19 protein-coding genes are annotated in these 18,832 nt (G+C 54.2%); 9 read left to right on the top strand and 10 right to left on the bottom strand.

What is annotated here, in order from left to right; genetic code table 11:
* Positions 1 to 59 precede the first annotated feature (59 nt).
* The gene (locus tag TA5113_RS13740) at positions 60 to 1,148 is read left to right on the top strand and encodes a DUF6456 domain-containing protein (RefSeq protein WP_058314327.1); all 1,089 of its coding nucleotides are present in this window, start codon (positions 60 to 62) and stop codon (positions 1,146 to 1,148) included.
* Positions 1,149 to 1,151: 3 nt separating this feature from the next.
* On the opposite strand, the gene TA5113_RS13745 is transcribed toward TA5113_RS13740, so the two are convergent.
* A complete protein-coding gene (locus TA5113_RS13745) occupies positions 1,152 to 1,532 on the bottom strand; it encodes a VOC family protein (protein WP_058314495.1) in 381 nt (126 codons plus the stop codon).
* A gap of 88 nt (positions 1,533 to 1,620) precedes the next feature.
* A complete protein-coding gene (locus TA5113_RS13750; RefSeq protein ID WP_058314326.1) occupies positions 1,621 to 2,166 on the bottom strand; it encodes a peroxiredoxin in 546 nt (181 codons plus the stop codon).
* A gap of 244 nt (positions 2,167 to 2,410) precedes the next feature.
* On the opposite strand from TA5113_RS13750, the gene lipA reads away from it, so the two are divergent.
* Positions 2,411 to 3,361, top strand: a complete 951-nt coding sequence (gene lipA, locus TA5113_RS13755) for a lipoyl synthase (RefSeq protein ID WP_058314494.1) — start codon at positions 2,411 to 2,413, stop codon at positions 3,359 to 3,361.
* Positions 3,362 to 3,406: 45 nt separating this feature from the next.
* Here lipA and TA5113_RS13760 read toward each other — a convergent pair whose 3' ends face one another.
* The 4 genes from TA5113_RS13760 to hpt form a co-directional block, all read right to left on the bottom strand.
* Positions 3,407 to 4,285: a c-type cytochrome gene (locus TA5113_RS13760; protein WP_058314325.1), complete on the bottom strand. Its 879-nt coding sequence runs from the start codon at positions 4,283 to 4,285 to the stop codon at positions 3,407 to 3,409.
* A 9-nt stretch (positions 4,286 to 4,294) separates the two neighbouring features.
* Positions 4,295 to 4,750 carry a c-type cytochrome gene (locus TA5113_RS13765; protein WP_058314324.1) on the bottom strand — a complete coding sequence of 152 codons (456 nt, stop codon included), beginning with the start codon at positions 4,748 to 4,750 and terminating at the stop codon, positions 4,295 to 4,297.
* A gap of 117 nt (positions 4,751 to 4,867) precedes the next feature.
* On the bottom strand, positions 4,868 to 5,050 hold the full coding sequence (locus TA5113_RS13770) for a hypothetical protein (RefSeq protein WP_058314323.1): 183 nt from the start codon (positions 5,048 to 5,050) through the stop codon (positions 4,868 to 4,870).
* Positions 5,047 to 5,586, bottom strand: a complete 540-nt coding sequence (gene hpt / locus TA5113_RS13775) for a hypoxanthine phosphoribosyltransferase (protein WP_058314322.1) — start codon at positions 5,584 to 5,586, stop codon at positions 5,047 to 5,049. The genes TA5113_RS13770 and hpt overlap by 4 nt, the downstream gene beginning before the upstream one ends.
* An 81-nt stretch (positions 5,587 to 5,667) precedes the next feature.
* Here hpt and TA5113_RS13780 point away from each other — a divergent pair, with 81 nt between their 5' ends.
* Positions 5,668 to 6,111 (top strand): type II toxin-antitoxin system RatA family toxin, encoded by a 444-nt coding sequence (locus tag TA5113_RS13780; RefSeq protein WP_058314321.1) that lies wholly within the window; start codon positions 5,668 to 5,670, stop codon positions 6,109 to 6,111.
* A 55-nt stretch (positions 6,112 to 6,166) separates the two neighbouring features.
* Here TA5113_RS13780 and TA5113_RS13785 read toward each other — a convergent pair whose 3' ends face one another.
* From TA5113_RS13785 to TA5113_RS13800, 4 genes are all read right to left on the bottom strand, one after another.
* A complete protein-coding gene (locus TA5113_RS13785) occupies positions 6,167 to 7,498 on the bottom strand; it encodes a ferredoxin reductase family protein (protein WP_058314320.1) in 1,332 nt (443 codons plus the stop codon).
* Between the two features lie 149 nt (positions 7,499 to 7,647).
* The gene (locus tag TA5113_RS13790; protein WP_058314319.1) at positions 7,648 to 8,829 is read right to left on the bottom strand and encodes an ammonium transporter; all 1,182 of its coding nucleotides are present in this window, start codon (positions 8,827 to 8,829) and stop codon (positions 7,648 to 7,650) included.
* A 154-nt stretch (positions 8,830 to 8,983) separates the two neighbouring features.
* Positions 8,984 to 9,457, bottom strand: a complete 474-nt coding sequence (locus TA5113_RS13795; RefSeq protein WP_058314318.1) for a CinA family protein — start codon at positions 9,455 to 9,457, stop codon at positions 8,984 to 8,986.
* The gene (locus tag TA5113_RS13800; protein ID WP_058314317.1) at positions 9,457 to 9,966 is read right to left on the bottom strand and encodes a phosphatidylglycerophosphatase A family protein; all 510 of its coding nucleotides are present in this window, start codon (positions 9,964 to 9,966) and stop codon (positions 9,457 to 9,459) included. Before TA5113_RS13800 ends, TA5113_RS13795 begins: the two co-directional genes overlap by 1 nt.
* Before the next feature lie 159 nt (positions 9,967 to 10,125).
* Between TA5113_RS13800 and dusB the strand changes: the two genes are divergently transcribed.
* The 6 genes from dusB to trkA all read left to right on the top strand — a co-directional run bounded on the left by dusB (position 10,126) and on the right by trkA (position 18,830).
* Positions 10,126 to 11,124, top strand: a complete 999-nt coding sequence (gene dusB / locus TA5113_RS13805; RefSeq protein WP_058314316.1) for a tRNA dihydrouridine synthase DusB — start codon at positions 10,126 to 10,128, stop codon at positions 11,122 to 11,124.
* Positions 11,121 to 12,200 carry a two-component system sensor histidine kinase NtrB gene (locus TA5113_RS13810; protein WP_058314315.1) on the top strand — a complete coding sequence of 360 codons (1,080 nt, stop codon included), beginning with the start codon at positions 11,121 to 11,123 and terminating at the stop codon, positions 12,198 to 12,200. The genes dusB and TA5113_RS13810 overlap by 4 nt, the downstream gene beginning before the upstream one ends.
* Positions 12,201 to 12,203: 3 nt before the next feature.
* Complete coding sequence (locus TA5113_RS13815) at positions 12,204 to 13,568, top strand: response regulator (RefSeq protein ID WP_058314314.1); 1,365 nt, start codon at positions 12,204 to 12,206, stop codon at positions 13,566 to 13,568.
* A gap of 100 nt (positions 13,569 to 13,668) precedes the next feature.
* A complete protein-coding gene (locus TA5113_RS13820; RefSeq protein ID WP_245627131.1) occupies positions 13,669 to 15,945 on the top strand; it encodes a sensor histidine kinase in 2,277 nt (758 codons plus the stop codon).
* Between the two features lie 17 nt (positions 15,946 to 15,962).
* A complete protein-coding gene (gene ntrX / locus TA5113_RS13825) occupies positions 15,963 to 17,381 on the top strand; it encodes a nitrogen assimilation response regulator NtrX (RefSeq protein WP_058314313.1) in 1,419 nt (472 codons plus the stop codon).
* A 69-nt stretch (positions 17,382 to 17,450) separates the two neighbouring features.
* Positions 17,451 to 18,830, top strand: a complete 1,380-nt coding sequence (trkA, locus tag TA5113_RS13830; protein ID WP_058314312.1) for a Trk system potassium transporter TrkA — start codon at positions 17,451 to 17,453, stop codon at positions 18,828 to 18,830.
* Positions 18,831 to 18,832 lie beyond the last annotated feature (2 nt).

The raw sequence follows: 18,832 nt of genomic DNA on the forward strand, positions 1-18,832 counted from the left end.
GATTTCTGGGAGAACTTCTGTGGGTAACAAACACCAACAGTGACCCACCGGGGGAAAGAATGACGAAACATTGGCGGGCGGAATATTCTCTCTCTTCTGTTCCAAACTGGGTGCCGCAAAATGCAATTCGGTACTTAGCTCATATTGAAAAAGGAATTTCTATCAGAGCATTGGCGCGTCAATCTGATGTGCATCCGTCTACGGTTATGCGCCAGATCCGGCGTGTTGAGACCAAGCGTGATGACCCGTTGATTGACGAAGCGTTGTGGTCTTTGAGTTTGAGCGTTTCCGATCTTCCCCGGGCGGGCCTTCAGACGGAGGCATCCCCCATGAATGTACACGACCCAGAAACAAGTGTCAGTGACGCAGAGCTTGGAAAAGCGGCTTTGGAAATCCTCCAAAGGTTGAGCGATGAGGGGTCTGTGCTGGCCTTCGCAAAAGACATGGAAAAGGCAGTGGTGGTACGAGACCTGCCAAATGGTACTGCAAAACGCACTGCTGTGGTCGACCGCCCAGTGGCGCGCGCCATGGCGCTAAAAGATTGGATTAGCTGCAAGTCACAGGGTCGTATTTCGCGCTATCAAATCACCGCAGAAGGTCGTGCTGAATTGGCACGTTTGATGGCATTCCAGAGCAATGCACGATCTGGGTTTGGGGACGATCAAGTCGCGTTCGAGGCGGCAAGCGCCGACCAAAGCCAAAAACGGCGCGTGCGCTTTTCAACCCATGAGAGCCCCGTGGCCGTACTGGCGCGGCGCAAAGACAAGGGGGGGCAGCCGTTCCTTGGGCAGGATTTGGTTGCCGCCTCGGAACGGTTGCGCGAAGACTTTGAGTTAAGCCAGATTGGGACAGCGGTGTCGCAAAACTGGGATCGCTTCCTGACCGCTGGCACGACGGGCCACCATGGGTCGAGCTATCCAAAAGGCCAAAACGCCCAAACACGCCTGAATGCAGCGCTTGAGATGCTTGGGGAAGGGCTCTCTGATGTCGCTTTGCGGTGCTGCTGCCACCAAGAGGGCATGGAAAGTGTCGAGAAACGTCTGGGTTGGCCCGCGCGATCCGGCAAAGTGGTCTTGCGGATCGCTTTGACGCGACTGTGTCACCACTACGCGAACCAGGCGTCCGATGCCCATGAATTTATAGGGTAGATCCTATTGCAGCTCAGAGATCTCGACCAAGTTTTGGTCGGGGTCTCGAATATAGATCGAGCGGAGCGCACCCGTTGCGCCTGTTCGATCGACAATTCCGTCTACAATTGGGATTTCCAGCGCCTTAAGATGGTTGAATACCTCTTCGATAGGCGTATCCGTTAGAAGACAAAAGTCTGCGCTGCCGGGTATCGGGGATTTGGCTTTGGGTTCAAATTCATTGCCCGCCTCATGCAGGTTGAACTTTTGATCGCCAAAATGCAGCGCTTTGCGACCGCCTGCGAATTCGCTGACACGCATACCCAATACATCTTGGTAGAACGCACAGGTTTCCTCAATTGAGGCGACGGTCAAAACCAAATGGTCCAATGATCTGATGTGCACGAATATCTCCCCATGAAAAAGCCGGGCATAAAAAAGCCCGGTGGTCACAAGGACTACCGGGCTTCGCATCAGAAAGAAAGCGGGGGGCTTAAGCGGCCACCTCTGCTTTTGCCTGCAGGTGTTTTAGCAGGTTCTCAGGAGAGCTTTCCCCGTATGGGTCTTCTGGGTGGTTGTCATCACGGCCCGGCTCTTCGAACCACGCTTCGACAACGCCATCATTGATGATCGCCGCATAACGCCAGGACCGCATGCCGAAACCAAGGTTATCTTTGTCCACCAGCATGCCAACTTTGCGGGTGAATTCGCCGGACCCATCTGGGATGACCTTAACGTTCTCTAGGTTCTGGTTCTCAGCCCATTTGTTCATGACAAAGCTGTCATTCACAGACATGCAATAGATGTCTTCGATACCTTGCTCTGCAAAGTCGCCAAAGCCTTTTTCAAAGCCCGGCAGCTGGTAGGTGGAGCAGGTTGGGGTGAACGCACCTGGCAGAGAGAAAAGAATAACACGTTTACCCGCGAAATAGTCCTGAGTGGACATGTCTTGCCATCGGAACGGGTTAGGGCCTCCTACGCTTTCGTCGCGAACGCGGGTGCGGAAGGTAACATTGGGCAGCTTTTGACCAGCAAACATTGCGGTATCCTTTGTGCATCACTCGATTTGAATCTCGAATTAAAATGATTCTAATTTTGGTTCAATTGGAGTTTCTGCGCATGCACAGTAAATTCTGGTAAGCGCATAAAAAACATACAGAAAATCGGAGAAATGCTGCCGTGATGGCCAGGAAAGCATAGCGGCATTGCAGCTATGGCAATGGTCAGGCTTTGTCGCTATGGTAAGACAGACTGACGTAAATCGCACTGCAAGGACCTCCTACGTGAGAGATCTCAAGATTCCAGAGCAGCGGCACCCGGAAAAGGCACACCGTCCGGACAATGCCCAGCCAAAAAAACCCAAGTGGATTCGTGTGAAGGCCCCAACGGGGGAAGGCTATAACGCTACCAAGAAAATCATGCGCGAAAACAAACTGGTGACAGTTTGTGAAGAAGCGGGCTGCCCGAATGCCGGCGAATGCTGGAGCCAGGGACACGCCACCATGATGATCATGGGCGACATTTGTACCCGTGGCTGTACGTTTTGTAACATCGCCACCGGTCGTCCCGACGATCTGGATGTATTTGAACCGGGCCGCGTGGCGGATGCGGTTCAAAAACTGGGGCTGAACCATGTTGTGATCACCTCTGTGGACCGAGATGATCTGAAAGACGGTGGTGCAGAACATTTCGCCCAGACCATTCGCGCGGTGCGACATCGCTCTCCGAAAACCACGATTGAGATCCTGACGCCGGACTTTCTGAAATGTGATGACAGTGTTCTGGACATTGTTGTTGATGCGAAGCCTGACGTGTTTAACCACAATCTTGAAACCGTGCCGGGCCTTTATCCAGAGGTACGCCCGGGCGCGCGTTATTTTCACAGTCTGCGCCTGTTGCAGCGGGTGAAAGAACGCGATGCGTCGATCTTTACCAAATCCGGCATCATGGTTGGTCTGGGCGAGGATCGCCAGGCGGTGTTGCAGGTCATGGACGACGCCCGCGCCGCAGATGTCGATTTTCTTACCATCGGCCAATATCTGCAGCCAACACCAAAGCACCACGGGGTGGATCGTTTTGTGACGCCAGAAGAGTTTGAATCCTATGAAAAGGCCGCATATGGCAAGGGGTTCTTGATGGTGTCAGCCACGCCTTTGACCCGCAGTTCGTATCACGCTGGCGACGATTTCGCGCGTCTGCGCGAGAACCGCTTGGCGAAGCTCGGTCAAAAGTGATCTGTCCAAAATAGCAGTAAAAAGAGCGCCCATTGGCGCTCTTTTTTATTTGAAAACCTGTAAGTAGGCCGCGATTGCGTTGCGGTCTTCTGGGGTCAATTGGCCCATGTTTTCAACGACATGAGTCATGGCCCCTCCGGCGCTGTCAAACTCTGGCGTAAAGCCGCTTTCTAGATAATAGGCGACATCTTCTGGCGCCCAATCCAACTCTTTTGGAGTGATGCCGGGCACCTTGCCTTCACCCGGCAGCACCGATCCGGCCAGCCAGTTTGAACGGTCCAAGCCCCCCAATGGGTTGCGCGGTGTGTGGCATTCGGCACAATGGGCCTGCGCCTCAACCAGATAGCGGCCTCGGATCAATTCTGGCGTGGCAGCGTCCTGCAAGACCCAGTCTTTTCCAGCAAACAGCAGCTTCCAGCCGCCAAGCGTGCGGCGGATGTTGAATGGAAAGCCCACCTGATGTGGTTGGTTTGGAATGTCACTGGCAGGCAGGGTGTCGATAAAGGCCTTTAAGTCCACAATGTCCTGTTCGGACATTTGCGCATAAGCCGTATAAGGGAACACGGGATAATAATGTTTGCCACCAGGGGACACCCCGCGCTGAACGGCGTTGGCAAAGTCCAAAACGCTCCAGGTTCCGATGCCATGCTCTGCGCTCGGAGAGATATTGGGTGCCAAGAAAGTTCCAAAATCCGACGGGAAGGACTGCCCGCCTGTCAAAATAGGCGTGTCAGAGAATTCGACCTTCGGCGCGGTGTGGCAGGAGGCACAGCCAGAGGCGTGAAACACCGATGCGCCGCGACCGGAATCACCGGTCAGCCCATCAAAACGTGCCTCATCCACACTTCGTGGCATTGTTATCATGTAAAAGGCAGCAAGGCCCGCAAGCCCTAATAAACCTAAGTAACGGAAAATGCGGGCCATAAGAGCGACCTACCGTCGGCCGCGATATGCTTTGTGGCAAGAGCTACACGCGCCGCCCAAAGCGCCCATCGCGCCCTGTAAAGCGGTTAAGTCCGTGCCCGCCGCAGCGGCCATTACGTCCGCCGCGTTGCTCATGGCCATGCCGTTTTCGGCAATCGCAGGGAAGGTTGTCCAGATCTCAGCTTTTGCGCGCGTGCCTTCGACGCTGTCCATATCAGACCCTTGGGGCCACATGGACATGGCGTCTAAACTCGCAGCGGCTTTGATATTATTTGCCGCCGCCGCCGCTGCTGCTGCATCATAGTCTACGGTGCCTTTGGCCATTGCGCCCAGAATTCCCAGATTGTGCTGATAGATCTGCATCTGGCCTTGGCGCGCTTTGATTGCGCTTTCAATCGCTTTATCAGCTATGGCTGGCCCCGCAATGGCGATGGCGAGGATGGTCGTCAAAACACGACGTTTCATGGTTTTCTCCCTAAAATTTGTGTTTTTATGAGATCACCATAACCGAACGCGTGTAAAAACGAAGCGACGAGATTGAAAAAACCGTCACATTCTCTTGAGCGCGGGCCTTAAACAGGTCTACGGCTTTAGACCTTTGTTGCCGATACGCTCTGCCGTCAGGGCATCCGGCCAGCCAAAAATCTGTTCATATCCATAGATCACTGCGCAGATGGCAATTGTGCCGAAAACGATCTGAATGCGCCGACGCGATGGCGGGTTGCGCGCCCAAAGTGCCATGCGCAGGAACCAGCGTGGGTTCATTCTGTGAACCGCACTTTGCCAATAAAGGGCAGGTTACGGTTGCGTTGGGCGTAGTCGATCCCATAGCCGACAACGAATTCGTCTGGAATTTCAAAACCAGTCCAGTCCGCTTTCACATCCGCTTCACGCCGGCTCGGTTTATCCAAAAGCGCAATCATCTTCATCTTACGTGGCTCACGGCTTTCCAGCAGGTGTTTGACGTGATGCAGAGTGTGACCAGTGTCGACAATGTCTTCGACAACCAGCACATCTCGACCTTGAATTTCGCCACGTAAGTCTTTCAAAATGCGAACTTCTCGGCTGCTTTCCATCGCATTTCCATAGGAGGATGCTTCCAAAAAGTCGACCTCAACCGGCAGATCAAGTTCGCGCACCAAGTCAGCGATAAACACAAAAGATCCGCGCAAAAGCCCCACCACAACCAACTTGTCCGTGTCTGCAAATTCGCGCCGGATTTCGTCGCAGAGGTCTTCAATCCGAGCCGCGATGCTTTTGGCAGAGATCATCTGGTCGATCACATAGTCTGGCTGTGTCATGTTTGCCCCTTGATTTTACGCCCAGAGCATACGAAATGATCGCGCACTGTCCATAGACTTACTTGGAATTCAAAAGAAACGATGCCAACCCATTCAGAAACCCGCACGCTGCCTTACACCGCGCAGCAAATGTATGATCTGGTGGCGGATGTGGCGTCCTATCCGAAGTTCCTGCCATGGTGTGCTGCAGCGCGTATCCGCTCGCGCAGCCCAGAAGGCGATGCGGAACTGATGCTCGCGGATCTTGTGATCTCTTTTAAAGTGTTTCGCGAGCGGTTTGGGTCCAAAGTCCTGCTTCATCCCAATGAGAAAAGCATCGACACAGAGTATTTGGATGGCCCCTTCAAATTCCTGAAATCCACATGGGATTTTCAGGATACCGAAGGCGGCTGTGATGTGTCTTTCTTCGTGGATTTTGAATTCAAGAATGCAATCTTGCAAGGCATCATCGGCGTTGTGTTCAACGAAGCAATGCACCGGATTGTGCGAGCGTTTGAGAGCCGAGCGGCCGAACTTTACGGGTAAGGCCGCACTGCGCTGCCCAAAATTTTCATTCGGGCAGCGCTTGGTTTTGGCCGCTTCAGGCGCGTTTGTTGCGATGTGCGGCGATCTGTTCCAAAGCGGGCTCTTTCTTGCTCATGACCCATTTCGCCAGGGCTTTTAGGCCCACGCCGGTGCGGAACTCAAATTCTTCAAAGTGAAAGCTTCTTGGTCCAACTCCATGGCGAGACAAGCCTTTTTGAAGCGCCTCGCGCAATGAAACAGGGCCGCAGAAGGACACGCCCATCGTGGACAGGTCGCCATCAACTTGGTCTGCAATCATATCCGCAGATAGCCGCTGACCTTCGTTTGAAGCAATCACATGGAGCGTCAAATTGGATTTGGCTGCTGCAAGGGCTTCAATCTCATCCAAATGCGGCGCGGTCTCTTTGGATTTTACGCAGTAAAACAGATTGATCTGGGGGGCATCCGCGCTTAGCGCATGGGCCCAAGCCAAGAATGGTGTGATCCCGATACCGCCAGCGACCCAAACTTCTTGTTTTTTGCCGTAGTGACGGAAGCGGCCAAAGGGCCCTTGAATGCGTACGTCTTGGCCAGTTTCAACAAAGCGTCCAAGGCGAGATGTGAAATCTCCCAAGGCTTTGATCGTCACACGCAGAGTGCCATCCTCTTCCACTTTGGAGAAGCTAAACGGGTGTGGCTCTGTTTTGCCCGTGTCCGTGAATTGGAACACACCAAACTGGCCAGGTGCCGGTTTTAGGCCTTTGCCCTGTGGCTGCAGGGTGATGGCCAGAGCGTCGCCGGATTTCTGGATGCCAGTGATTTTGTATCCATGGCTTGGGCGCATACCTTCAGGCAAAAGCATCCAGATGTAGGCGATCACACCCAAAGCACAGAAAGCGCCGGTGTAAAGCCCGGCCGGGTCGGTCATGGCAAAGGGCTTTAGAATGAAGACAAAATGGAAGCTGCCCGCGATAAACATCGCGCCCATTGCTTTGTGTGTCCATTTCCAAAGGTGATAAGGAATGAACGTTGCGATAGAGACCACGACGAGGATCAACAGGCCGTAAAGGCTGATTTCACCCAGCGTTTCTGCCAAGTCCTCTAGCGCGCCTGCCTGCCCAAGACCGCGCATGTCTGCATCGATTGTATCATGTAGAAGAAGGGCGACCATGGCGAGAATGCCCGCCCATTTGTGCAGGACGTAAACCCGATCGAGGCCTCCGAAAATGGTCTCAATTCCACGCACCCGTGTCGAGAGGATTTGACCCCACGCCATCAAGATCAACGCAGCAATCCCAAGGTATTGAGAAAACAAGGCCAGTTGGTCGGTGATATTGGGAAGGGTGAACAGTTGGTATGCCGGGAACAGGGTTGTCACGGCGATAATGATGAGCCCGATCAGGTTCATGGGAAGTCCTCAAGTTCTGCGCGTTCGTTCTTAGTCAAAACTCTATAAGCCGCGGCGAGGAATTTGTTTAGAATTCTTTTGAAACGATGTGCAAAAAAGAAAAGGCGACCCGAAGGCCGCCCAATCTAAAAATGCTATGGTCGATCCGTTTACGAACTGACGTCGTAAGCACGCTCACCATGCACGGCGAGGTCCAGACCGTTGGTCTCGGTTTCCTCATCCACGCGCAGCGGAGTGATGGCTTTCACGACATAGATCAGCACCATGGTGACGACGACGGTGAAGATGCCGACAATGACCAGAGAGCCCAGCTGAGCCGCCCAAGAGCCTTGGCCAAAGGCTGCGATCATGATGGTGCCGAAGATACCGCCAACGCCGTGGACCGCGAATACGTCGAGCGTGTCGTCGATTTTCAGGCCGTTGCGGATCAGGTTGACCGCTTCTTGGCAGAGCACACCTGCCACCGCGCCGATGATCAATGCCTCAACTGGGCCAACAAAGCCAGAGGCCGGGGTGATGGATGCGAGGCCCGCAATCGTACCGGTGACCATGCCGACGAGAGACGCTTTGCCGTATTTGATCTTTTCCCAAAGAGCCCATGTCAGGGACGCGGTTGCTGCTGAGATATGCGTAACGGTCAGGGCCATCGCTGCGCCGCCATCTGCCGCCAGCTGAGAGCCGCCGTTAAAGCCGAACCAGCCAACCCAGAGCATCGCTGCGCCGATCATCACCATCCAAGGCGCATGTGGAGGGGTCGTGTTGTTCTTGCGCGGGCCAAGCACCACTGCGATCAAGAGCGCCGCAATACCAGCGGTCTCGTGAACCACGATGCCGCCTGCAAAGTCGCGCACGCCCGTGTCGCCAAAAATGCCGCCATCGGCCAGCATGCCGCCGCCCCAGACCCAGTGAACAACAGGCGCGTAGCACAGGAGCATCCATAGGGCAGAGAAGAGTAGCACAAAGCCAAACCCGATGCGTTCCACATAGGCACCAACGATCAGCGCTGGTGTGATGATCGCAAAGGTCATCTGGAAGGCAAAGAACAGAACCTCGGGCAGGGTGCCTGACAGGCTGTCTACAGTGACGCCAGACAAGAACATCTTGTCCAAGCCGCCCCAATAGCCGGTTCCGCCGCCACCGAAGGCAATAGAGTAGCCAAAGATGAACCACAGGACGCTCATCAAACACGCGATGGCGTAGCAGTGCATGAAGACGCTTAATACGTTACGCGCACGTACAAGGCCGCCGTAAAAGAGCGCCAGACCCGGTAGGGTCATAAACAGCACGAGTGCTGTGGCGACGATAATCCAAGCGGTATCCGCTCCGTTCATTGTCCCGTTCCTTCCCAATGTTTCGTTGCAGGGGAGAAAGCGGATGAGGGATGCAAAACAAAGCAGCAATTGGTTTGTTGATGCTTATTATTTGGACAATTCTAGGGGTGATTAAAAAATAATCTAAAAAATATGCTAAAAGATTAAAAAATAGTCAAAACGTGGATATTGCGTCTATGAGCAGTTTGAAAGCATGATTCCGCGCCGCTTCGCGCACATTTTCTCGACCAATTGCATTAAATTCCACCGTTTCGGTGACGGTTTCAGTTTTTCTAGTGATGCCAAAACAGACGCGACCTTCAGGCTTATGCTCTGATCCACCCGGTCCAGCGATACCGGTGATCGAAACCGCAATATTTGCCTTGCTATGTTTCAGCGCGCCTTCTGCCATTTCTTTTGCGACTTCCTCAGATACCGCGCCGACGGCATCCAAAGTGGCTTCTGACACCCCAAGCATCTCGCGTTTTGCATCATTCGTGTAGGTCACAAACCCGCGCTCCATCACGGCGGATGAGCCAGCGATATCCGTAAGGCCCGCGAAGACCATGCCGCCGGTGCAGCTTTCAGCCGTTGCGATCATGAGCCCTTTGGCTTTTGCGGCATTCAAGACGTCGGTTGCAGAGGTCATCAGAGCACCACGTGGAAAAGAACGGCGAGGATGCCTGTCGCGATGGCGGCATAGACACCCGCGATTACATCATCGAGCATCACCCCCAATGCATCACCGCGTCGATCGGCCCAGCCCACGAGGTTGGGTTTGGTGATGTCAAAGAGGCGGAAGAAAATGAAGCCAGCGATGACGCCCGGGTAAAGGTCAAGTAGATCGGCGCTCATGCGGTGCGCGCCGTAGCTCGTCACCAGTAGCGCAATCCACTGTCCGGCCACTTCGTCGATAACCACTTCGCTGGGATCGTGATCCTCCGCGCCACGCGTAACCTGTTTCGTGGCCCACCAGCCAACGAAGAAAACCAAAACGGTCGCGGTTGCGAGGGCGGCAAAGCCCCCGATTTGGTGAATAAGGATGGCGAGTCCAACGGCAACCGCGGATCCCCAAGTGCCCGGCGCAGGGCGCAAATATCCAGCACCGGCGACTGTCGCAACGGCCTGTGCCGCTGATTTTAGAAGCGTATTTTGCATAAGCTCTGTCTATGGGCTGCCACGCAAAGACGCAATCTCCCCCTTTTAATTGATTAAAAAGTAGGCAATTGCGTATTTCTGAAACAAAAATGCGCTTAGATTCGTTGAGAGCCCATCGATTCCTCCTTAAATTGAGCGCAAGTGACAAGGATTAGACAGTTGAGCATCCGTCTCGGAGATTTGACATTAGACCCGCCTGTTTTTTTGGCGCCGCTGGCAGGGATCACTGACCTGCCATTTCGCGAGCTTGTCTCGCGATTCGGCGCAGGTCTGGTTGTGTCTGAGATGATTGCTTCCCAAGATTTGCTGAATGCCAAGCCGGGTGTGCGTGAAAAGGCAGAGCTGGGCTTGGGTGTTGAAGGAACATCTGTGCAGATCGCGGGCTGTGAGGCGCATTGGATGGGCGAGGCGGCGCGCTATGCAGAAAGCAACGGCGCTCGGATCATCGACATTAATATGGGCTGTCCAGCCAAAAAGGTCACGAGCTCCAGCGGGGCTGGCGCGTCTGGATCTGCTTTGCTTCGCGATTTGGACCATGCACTGACATTGATTGAAGCGGTCGTCGATGCCGTCGATGTGCCGGTCACGCTTAAAACCCGCCTTGGGTGGGATGACAATCTCCTGAACGCGCCGGAATTGGCGCGTCGCGCAGAGGCGGCGGGCATTCAGATGATCACAATTCACGGACGTACCCGTTGTCAGTTCTACAAAGGCTCCGCGGATTGGAGTGCGATTGCCGACGTCAAAAATGCTGTTTCGATCCCTGTGATTGCCAACGGCGATATCGTGGACGCAGAAAGCGCAGGCGAAGCTTTGAAAAGCTCCGGTGCGGATGGTGTCATGATGGGGCGTGGCGTTCAGGGCCAGCCTTGGAAACTGGCAGAGGTTGGTGCGGAGCTGTTTGGATCGGCCTCACCCGAAATCCCGACTTCGGATGCATTTATCGAAATGGTATCAGAGCACTATGAAGCGATGTTGAGCTTCTACGGTGTTCCTCTTGGCGTGCGCGTCGCGCGCAAGCACCTGTCATGGTATATGGATTATATTGAAACTGGCAAAGAACTTCGAAATCAAGTTCTTACGGCAAAAACTCCAAGTGAAACCTTATCGCTATTACCGGTTGCTCTGGCGCCGAATGATCACCGGAGCGCCGCATGATTGACAACGCATCTCTTTGGGCATCCTTGCCGGTCCCGGCTGTGCTGGTTGATGGGGCCGACAATATCTTGGATATCAATGGCGTTGCTGAAAGCTTTTTGAATGCATCTGCTAAAACACTTCGCGGCGTTCCGGTCTGGGACCGCATTTCTGTGGATGCGCCGTTAGAAGAAGCTTTTGATCGGGCGCGCAGTCTTGGCTCATCTCTGTTCGTCAACGACGTGGACGTGGGCACCGGTAACGCGCCGCCATTGCAGTGTAACGTGCAAATTGCGCAGGTGGCGGGCAGCCCGGGTCAAATGATGATCCTGATCTCTCCACGTGAATTGGCAAGCCGCGTAAATAACTCTGATACGGTCAAGAGCGCCGCGAAATCCGCGATCGGCATGGCTGAAATGCTGGCGCATGAGATTAAGAACCCGCTCGCCGGTATCACCGGAGCGGCGCAGCTTCTGTCTATGAACCTCCCGCAGGAAGAGTTGGAGCTGACGGACCTAATCGTCGAAGAGAGCCGTCGCATTGTGAAGCTACTCGAACAAGTCGAGCAATTCGGAAACCTGCAACCACCTGCCAAAAACGCGGTGAATATTCACGATTTGCTGGACCGCGCACGCCGCTCGGCACTGCTTGGTTTTGGCGGGCATATGACGATCAAAGAAGAATATGATCCGTCTTTGCCTTACGCCTTGGGTGATGGTGATCAGTTGCTTCAGGTCTTCTTGAATTTGATCAAGAATGCCTCGGAAGCCTCTGAAGGAAATGGCATAATCCGTATTCGGAGCTACTTCGAGCATAACTTTAAGTTACGCCGCCGTGATGGCAGCGGTGAATCTCTTCCGCTTCAGGTCGAAATCATCGACGACGGGCCGGGTCTGCCGCAGGACATCAAAGGCGACATCTTTGATCCGTTTGTATCCGGTAAAGAAAATGGCACGGGGCTTGGCCTCGCGCTGGTTAGTAAAATCATTTCAGACCACGGGGGATGGATCGCTGTAGATTCCGTTCCCGGTCGCACAGTTTTTAGAATTTCACTCCCACGGGCCCCTAAAGGCCTCGTTCCTCCAGAGGAGACTTAAGTCATGGACGGTACCGTTCTGGTCGCAGATGACGATCGCACAATTCGCACGGTTTTGACCCAAGCGCTCACGCGCGCCGGCTGTAAGGTGCATGCCACCAGCTCACTGACCACGCTGATGCGCTGGGTTGGTGAAGGCAAAGGCGATGTGGTGATCACCGACGTCGCGATGCCGGATGGGAATGGCTTGGAAATGCTTCCGAAGATTTCAGAGGATCGTCCGGGTCTGCCGGTCATCGTGATTTCGGCGCAAAACACCATCATGACGGCCATTCAGGCGGCGGAAGCGGATGCTTATGATTATCTGCCAAAACCGTTTGACCTGCCGGACTTGATGAAGCGTACCGGTAAAGCCCTGAGCCAGAAACGTACAATTGTGCAGGCGGCGTCCACAGAAAGTGAGCGCCCTGATGAGTTGCCGCTCGTCGGTCGTACGCCGGTGATGCAGCAGCTTTATCGCGTGGTTGCGCGCGTCATGAATACTGACTTGCCAGTTCTCATTTCAGGTGAAAGTGGGACGGGTAAGTCTCTGATTGCAAAAGAGATACATGACTTCTCTGATCGCCGAAATTTGCCGTTCATTACGGTAACCAAAGCAGATATCAGCGATATCGAGGGACCGGCTCGGATCTTTGCGCGGGCAAAGGGCGGCACGATCTTGTTTGATGAAGTCAGCGACTTTGATGACGAAGATCAGGCGCGTCTTGTACGTATGATCGACAATCCGATGGAGCACTCACCACGTTTCATGGCGACAAGTCAGCAAGACCTGATGTCTTTGGTGGAAAAGGGTGAGGTGCGTCAGGATCTATTCTATCGCCTGAACGGTGCTGGTCTGCATGTGCCAAGCCTGCGCGAGCGTGTGGACGATATTCCACTGTTGATTGAACATTTCCTTGGTCGTTCTGAACGGGACGGCGGACCGTTGCGTGTCTTCTCTGAAGAGGCGCGTGAATTGTTCCGCGCTTACAGCTGGCCCGGTAACGTTCGTCAGCTTGAAAACGCAGTGCGCCGCCTGATCCTGACGGCCCGCGGTGAAGAGATTTCTCGATCAGAAGCGGAGTCGGTGCTGGGAACTCAGCCAGAAGCCGTGCCTTTGTTTGGTGGTGGCGAAAGCGAGAAGCTTTCTGGCGCGGTGGAGCGCCATCTGAAGCGTTACTTCGATCTTCATGGCAACATTCTGCCGCCGCCGGGTCTATACGGACGTATCCTTCGGGAAATTGAGCTGCCGCTGATCGAAATCGCGCTTGATGCGACCGGTGGTAATCAAGCGAAATGCGCTGATTTGCTTGGCATCAACCGCAATACTTTGCGCAAGAAGATCACCGACCTCGATATTCACGTGACACGCCGTCGTAAGTTGATGTAAAACTGCCACAGGGCGTGGCGGATCGGCCTCATAGCCGCAATTCGCCACCATATGTAGCAGGGAAGCCCAGTAAGGGCGCAACATCAATTGGGGGCAGCGGGTGGCGACCCGGGCAAAAACATCACATTGGATCCGTCTAAGACGTCTTAGACGCCAGCGTCGTGCGCAGAATTTCGCCACTTTCGGGTTGGTGATCCTGGGCCCCATTCTTGCGGGATTAACCTATTACGTCTTCGGGCCGCTTCAACAGGGCAGCTCAAGCATTCCTCTGCGCTCTGTTTTGCTTGCAGATATGGTGTATGTGCTGCTTGTTGCAGCGCTGATCATGCAGCGCGTGGTGCGCATGATCGCGTCTCGACGTGCTCAATCAGCTGGATCTCGTCTGCATCTACGTCTGACCGCAGCCTTTGCGCTGATGGCCTTGGCGCCGGCGGTGACAATGGCGGTGTTTGCCGGTCTTACGATCAATATTGGCCTTGAAGGGTGGTTCTCAGAGCGCGTGAGCAATGTGGTGGGCAGTTCTGTGGCCGCTGCGGAGGCCTATGAGGCCGAGCATATCAGCGGGCTTGAGACTGATGCTATTGAAGTCGCGCGCTTCATCAATGCTAATCGTGCGACACAGGGTGTCGTCTTTCGAAACACCGATTTCCGTCTTTTGCTGACACAGGCTCAACCTCAGATTCAAAGAGGGCTTCGCGAGGCGTTTATCGTTGATGGGGCTGGTGAGATTATTGCGCGCGGGGCGCGGTCTTATCTTTTTGATTTCGAACAGCCGTCAGAAGCACAGATAGAACAAGCTTCCGAGAACGGGATCGAAATCATCCGTGATTTGGAACAAAGCGAGCTTCGCGCGCTGGTGCGTCTAGATGCTTTTGTTGATCGCTACCTTTATGTGACCCGTGTCGTAGATCCCGCGATTTTCAGTCTCTTGGATGAAACGAAAGAAAGCGCGCAGCTTTATGCGCAGCTTGAGAATGAGCGCGGCGATGTTCTGATCCGTTTCGGCCTTGTTTACATGGGCTTTGCGTCGATTTTGATCCTCGCGGCCACATGGCTTGGTTTGATGTTCTCTGAGCGTCTTAGCCGTCCCGTAGGGCGTCTTACAGATGCCGCTCAACAGGTTGGTGCGGGCGATCTTGATGTCCAAGTGATTGAGGAAGATGGCGATGACGAAATCGCCATGCTGGGACGCTACTTCAACCAGATGACTAGGCAGTTGAAGGGACAGCGGGAAACACTTCTGAAAAACACGGACCAGATTGAGCGTCGGCGTCGTTTGTTTGACTCTGTGCTTGGCTCGGTCACTTCGGGTGTGATTGGGCTTGATGCATTTGGTCGAATTACTTTCCTAAACCGTTCTGCGGAACATGTTCTTGATCACGAACAGCGTGACTCCAACGTTCCCTTGGCGGTTGCGATCCCAGAGTTCGGCGAGATTTTTGAGGATTTGCGTCAGTCAGGCAATGAAGTCGCGCAGCAAGAGATCAAAGTGGTGCGTGACGGTAAGCTTGAAAGTCTGCTGGTGCGGATCGCCATCCGGCGTACCGAAGATGGGGCTTTAGAAGGCTATGTGGTTGCTTTTGACGAGGTGACGGATCTTGTGACCGCACAACGGATGGCCGCCTGGGGTGACGTCGCTCGTCGCATTGCCCATGAGATCAAAAACCCTCTGACCCCGATCCAGCTTTCTGCAGAGCGGATCAAGCGGAAGTTCTCGCCAATGGTGGGCGATGACTCAGAAAAGCTCGATTCCATGACCGATGTGATCGTGCGCCAAACAAACGATCTGCGCCGCATTGTGGACGAGTTTAGTAAATTCGCCCGAATGCCAGAGCCGGAACGCAGAGACGTCGATATTGCGCAATTGGTGGGGGATGCGGTTTTGCTTCAAGAAGCCGGACAACCAAATGTCACTTTTGTGTCGGATATTCCAACCGTTGAAATACACGGTTTTGCCGATGACACGATGCTCAGTCAAGCGCTCACCAATCTGATTAAAAATGCCGGTGAAGCCATTGAAAGCCTGTCGGAAAAAGGAACTGTTGAAGCGCTCAAACCTGAGATCCGTGTGACCATGCTGAAAGAAGAAAGCGAATGCGTTATTCGGATTGCCGACAATGGCATCGGCCTTCCAGAAGACCGCGCCAAATTGTTTGAGCCCTATGTCACGACGCGGGACAAAGGCACCGGTTTGGGGCTGCCAATCGTTAAAAAGATCATCGAAGAACACGGCGGCACCTTAGCTTTGCTTGATGCGCCTGTGTTTGACGGAAATGCCCATTGTGGGGCCATGGCAGAGATCACTCTGCCAATAACAGAGACGGCAGAGGTCACTTTGCCAGTAACAAGTGCGGCGAACGCCGATCGTAAAGAATAGAGTTGGGGGAAAGAGCCATGACTGAGAAGACAGGCGACATTCTGATCGTTGATGATGAGCGCGACATTCGAGAGTTGGTTTCGGATATTTTGGAAGACGAGGGGTTCACCACTCGGCTTGCGGGCACCAGTGACGAAGCGATGAGTCAAGTAACCGCAGCGCAGCCAGCCTTGATGATCTTGGACATCTGGTTGAAAGACAGCAACATGGACGGGATCGACATCCTGAAAGTGGTCAAGAAAGACTACCCAGATGTGCCGGTCGTGATCATTTCCGGTCACGGCAACGTCGAGATCGCGGTCGCAGCCATCAAACAAGGCGCTTATGATTTCATCGAAAAGCCCTTTAATATTGACCAGTTGATGGTGGTTATTCGCCGCGCAATGGAAACCAGCCGCCTGCGCCACGAAAACCAAGTACTGAAGCGTCAGGACAGCAAATCGACCGAAATGATTGGGTCATCTGCGCCATTCAAAGGGCTGGTGTCGCAGCTTGAAAAGGTCACGAAGTCAAATGGACGTGTGATGCTCTGTGGCCCTGCTGGGTCGGGCAAAGAAGTAGCTGCGCGCTACATCCACGCGCATTCCAACCGCTCGAGCGCGCCGTTCGTAACGGTGAACTGTGCGGGCGTTGAACCTGAGCGCATGGAAGAGGTTTTGTTTGGCTCAGAAAGCACTGAGCGCGGTGTGGAACCGGGCCTTTTGGAGCAAGCAAACGGCGGTATCGTCTATTTCGATGAAGTCGCTGATATGCCCATGGGAACGCAGTCCAAAATACTGCGTGTGTTGGTGGATCAGAGCTTTACCCGTGTCGGCGGCCGCGATGCGCAAAAGGTTGATTTGCGGGTGATTTCCTCGACCAGCAAGGATTTGGAGCAGGAAATCGCAGCGGATCGGTTCCGCCAAGAGTTGTTCCATCGTCTGAACGTGGTGCCGATCAGCGTGCCGTCCTTGGAAGAGCGTCGCGAAGATATTCCGACTTTGGCAGAACACTTTATCAACGAGCTGAACGAAACTCAGGGGTTGCCGCAACGCAAACTCTCTGACGAAGCCGTTGCCTTGATGCAAACCATGACATGGCCGGGCAACGTGCGACAGCTGAAGAACCTTATCGAACGGGTGCTTATTCTGGGCGACAGCAGCGGCGATATCGATGCGAAAGAGCTGCCAGGCAATGAAGCACCATCAGAAGAAGAGGGGCGGGTGGTCCTGTCCGGCTCTTTGGCGACTTTGCCGTTGCGTGAAGCACGGGAGGCATTTGAGCGCGAGTACTTGCTGACGCAGATCAACCGTTTTGGCGGAAATATCAGCCGTACGGCCACTTTTGTTGGCATGGAGCGTTCCGCATTGCACCGAAAGCTCAAATCTTTGGGGGTTGTGACCTCGAACAAGGCGGGCAACCGGGTTGCCCGTGTGGATGAGGTCGAGGAAACCTAAGCTCATCAAGCAATTGACGCCCTTTGCTGGCTCTGCCACACCAAGGGTCCTACGAATGCGGAGGCATGCATGAAGGTCATCATTTGCGGCGCAGGCCAGGTGGGCTGGCAGATCGCCCGCCATTTGGCGAATGAGCGCAATGACGTCACAGTTGTGGATAACAATCCGGACTTGGTGCGGCGTGCAACCGATACGCTTGATGTGCAAGGCGTTGCAGGCTTTGCAAGTTACCCTGACGTGCTTGATCGGGCAGGGGCGCGGGATGCGGATATGATTATCGCCGCGACCTATTCTGACGAGGTCAATATGGTGACCTGTCAAGTGGCGCATTCGGTGTTTGATGTTCCGCGCAAGATTGCGCGCCTGCGGGCGCAATCCTATTTGGATGCCATCTATTCTGACCTTTATCGCCGCGATCACATGCCCATCGAGGTGGTGATCAGCCCCGAACGCGAAGTCGCTGCGGCGGCGTTGAAACGTCTGGCCGCGTCTGCAGCTTTTGACACGGAATTTTTCCTAGAAGGCAAAATGCAATTGATGGGCATCGTTTTGGACGAAGATTGCCCCGTTGTTAATACGCCGCTTCGGCAGCTTTCTGACCTGTTCTCAACCCTGCGCGCTGTGGTGGTTGGGGTTCGCCGCGATGGCACCTTGTTTGCGCCGGAGCCGGGCGATCAGCTTTTTGTGGGCGATGATGTCTATGTCATGGCCGATGTCCGCGACACGCTGCGCACGATGGAGATCTTTGGCAAAACTTCCCAGACCCAAGAGCGCGTTGTGATCATTGGCGGCGGTAATGTGGGCCGCATGGTGGCTCAAGAGTTGGAAGCGCTGCCAAACCGCGCAATCCGCGCGAAGATGATTGAGAAAGACCGTAAAACGGCTGAGATTTCTGCAGATGCCCTTGAGCGCACCATTGTGTTGAATGGCGACGGAATGGACGCGTCGCTGCTGCGCGAAGCAGGCACATCACGTGCTGATGCGGTTCTTGCGGTGACGGATGACGACAAAACCAACATCCTGTCTGCTGTGCGCGCGAAATCCCAAGGCTGTCCGATGGCAATTGCGCTGATCAATGACCCAACTTTGGTGCCTTTGATGGCACCATTGGGAATCGACGCCCATATTAACCCTCGTGGCACCACGGTTTCCTCGATCCTGCGCCACATCCGCCATGGGCGCGTGCGTGACGTTTACTCTTTGGGCGACGCTGAAGCCGAGATTATTGAAGCCGAAGTCCTTTCGACCTCACCGATTACGGGCGAACAAATAAGAGACATTGATTTCCCAGAAGGGGTTCTCATTGGCGGCGTTCTGAAAGACGGTGAGTTGCTTAAGCCAACCGGCAACATGCGCATTGAAGAGGGCGACATTATAGCGCTTTTCTCGTTGTCCAAAGATGTCGGTGAAGTGGAGCGCCTCTTGCAAGTCTCCATCGACTATTTCTAGGT

The sequence above is a fragment of the Cognatishimia activa genome (assembly GCF_001458335.1).
GTDB classification, from domain to species: domain Bacteria; phylum Pseudomonadota; class Alphaproteobacteria; order Rhodobacterales; family Rhodobacteraceae; genus Cognatishimia; species Cognatishimia activa.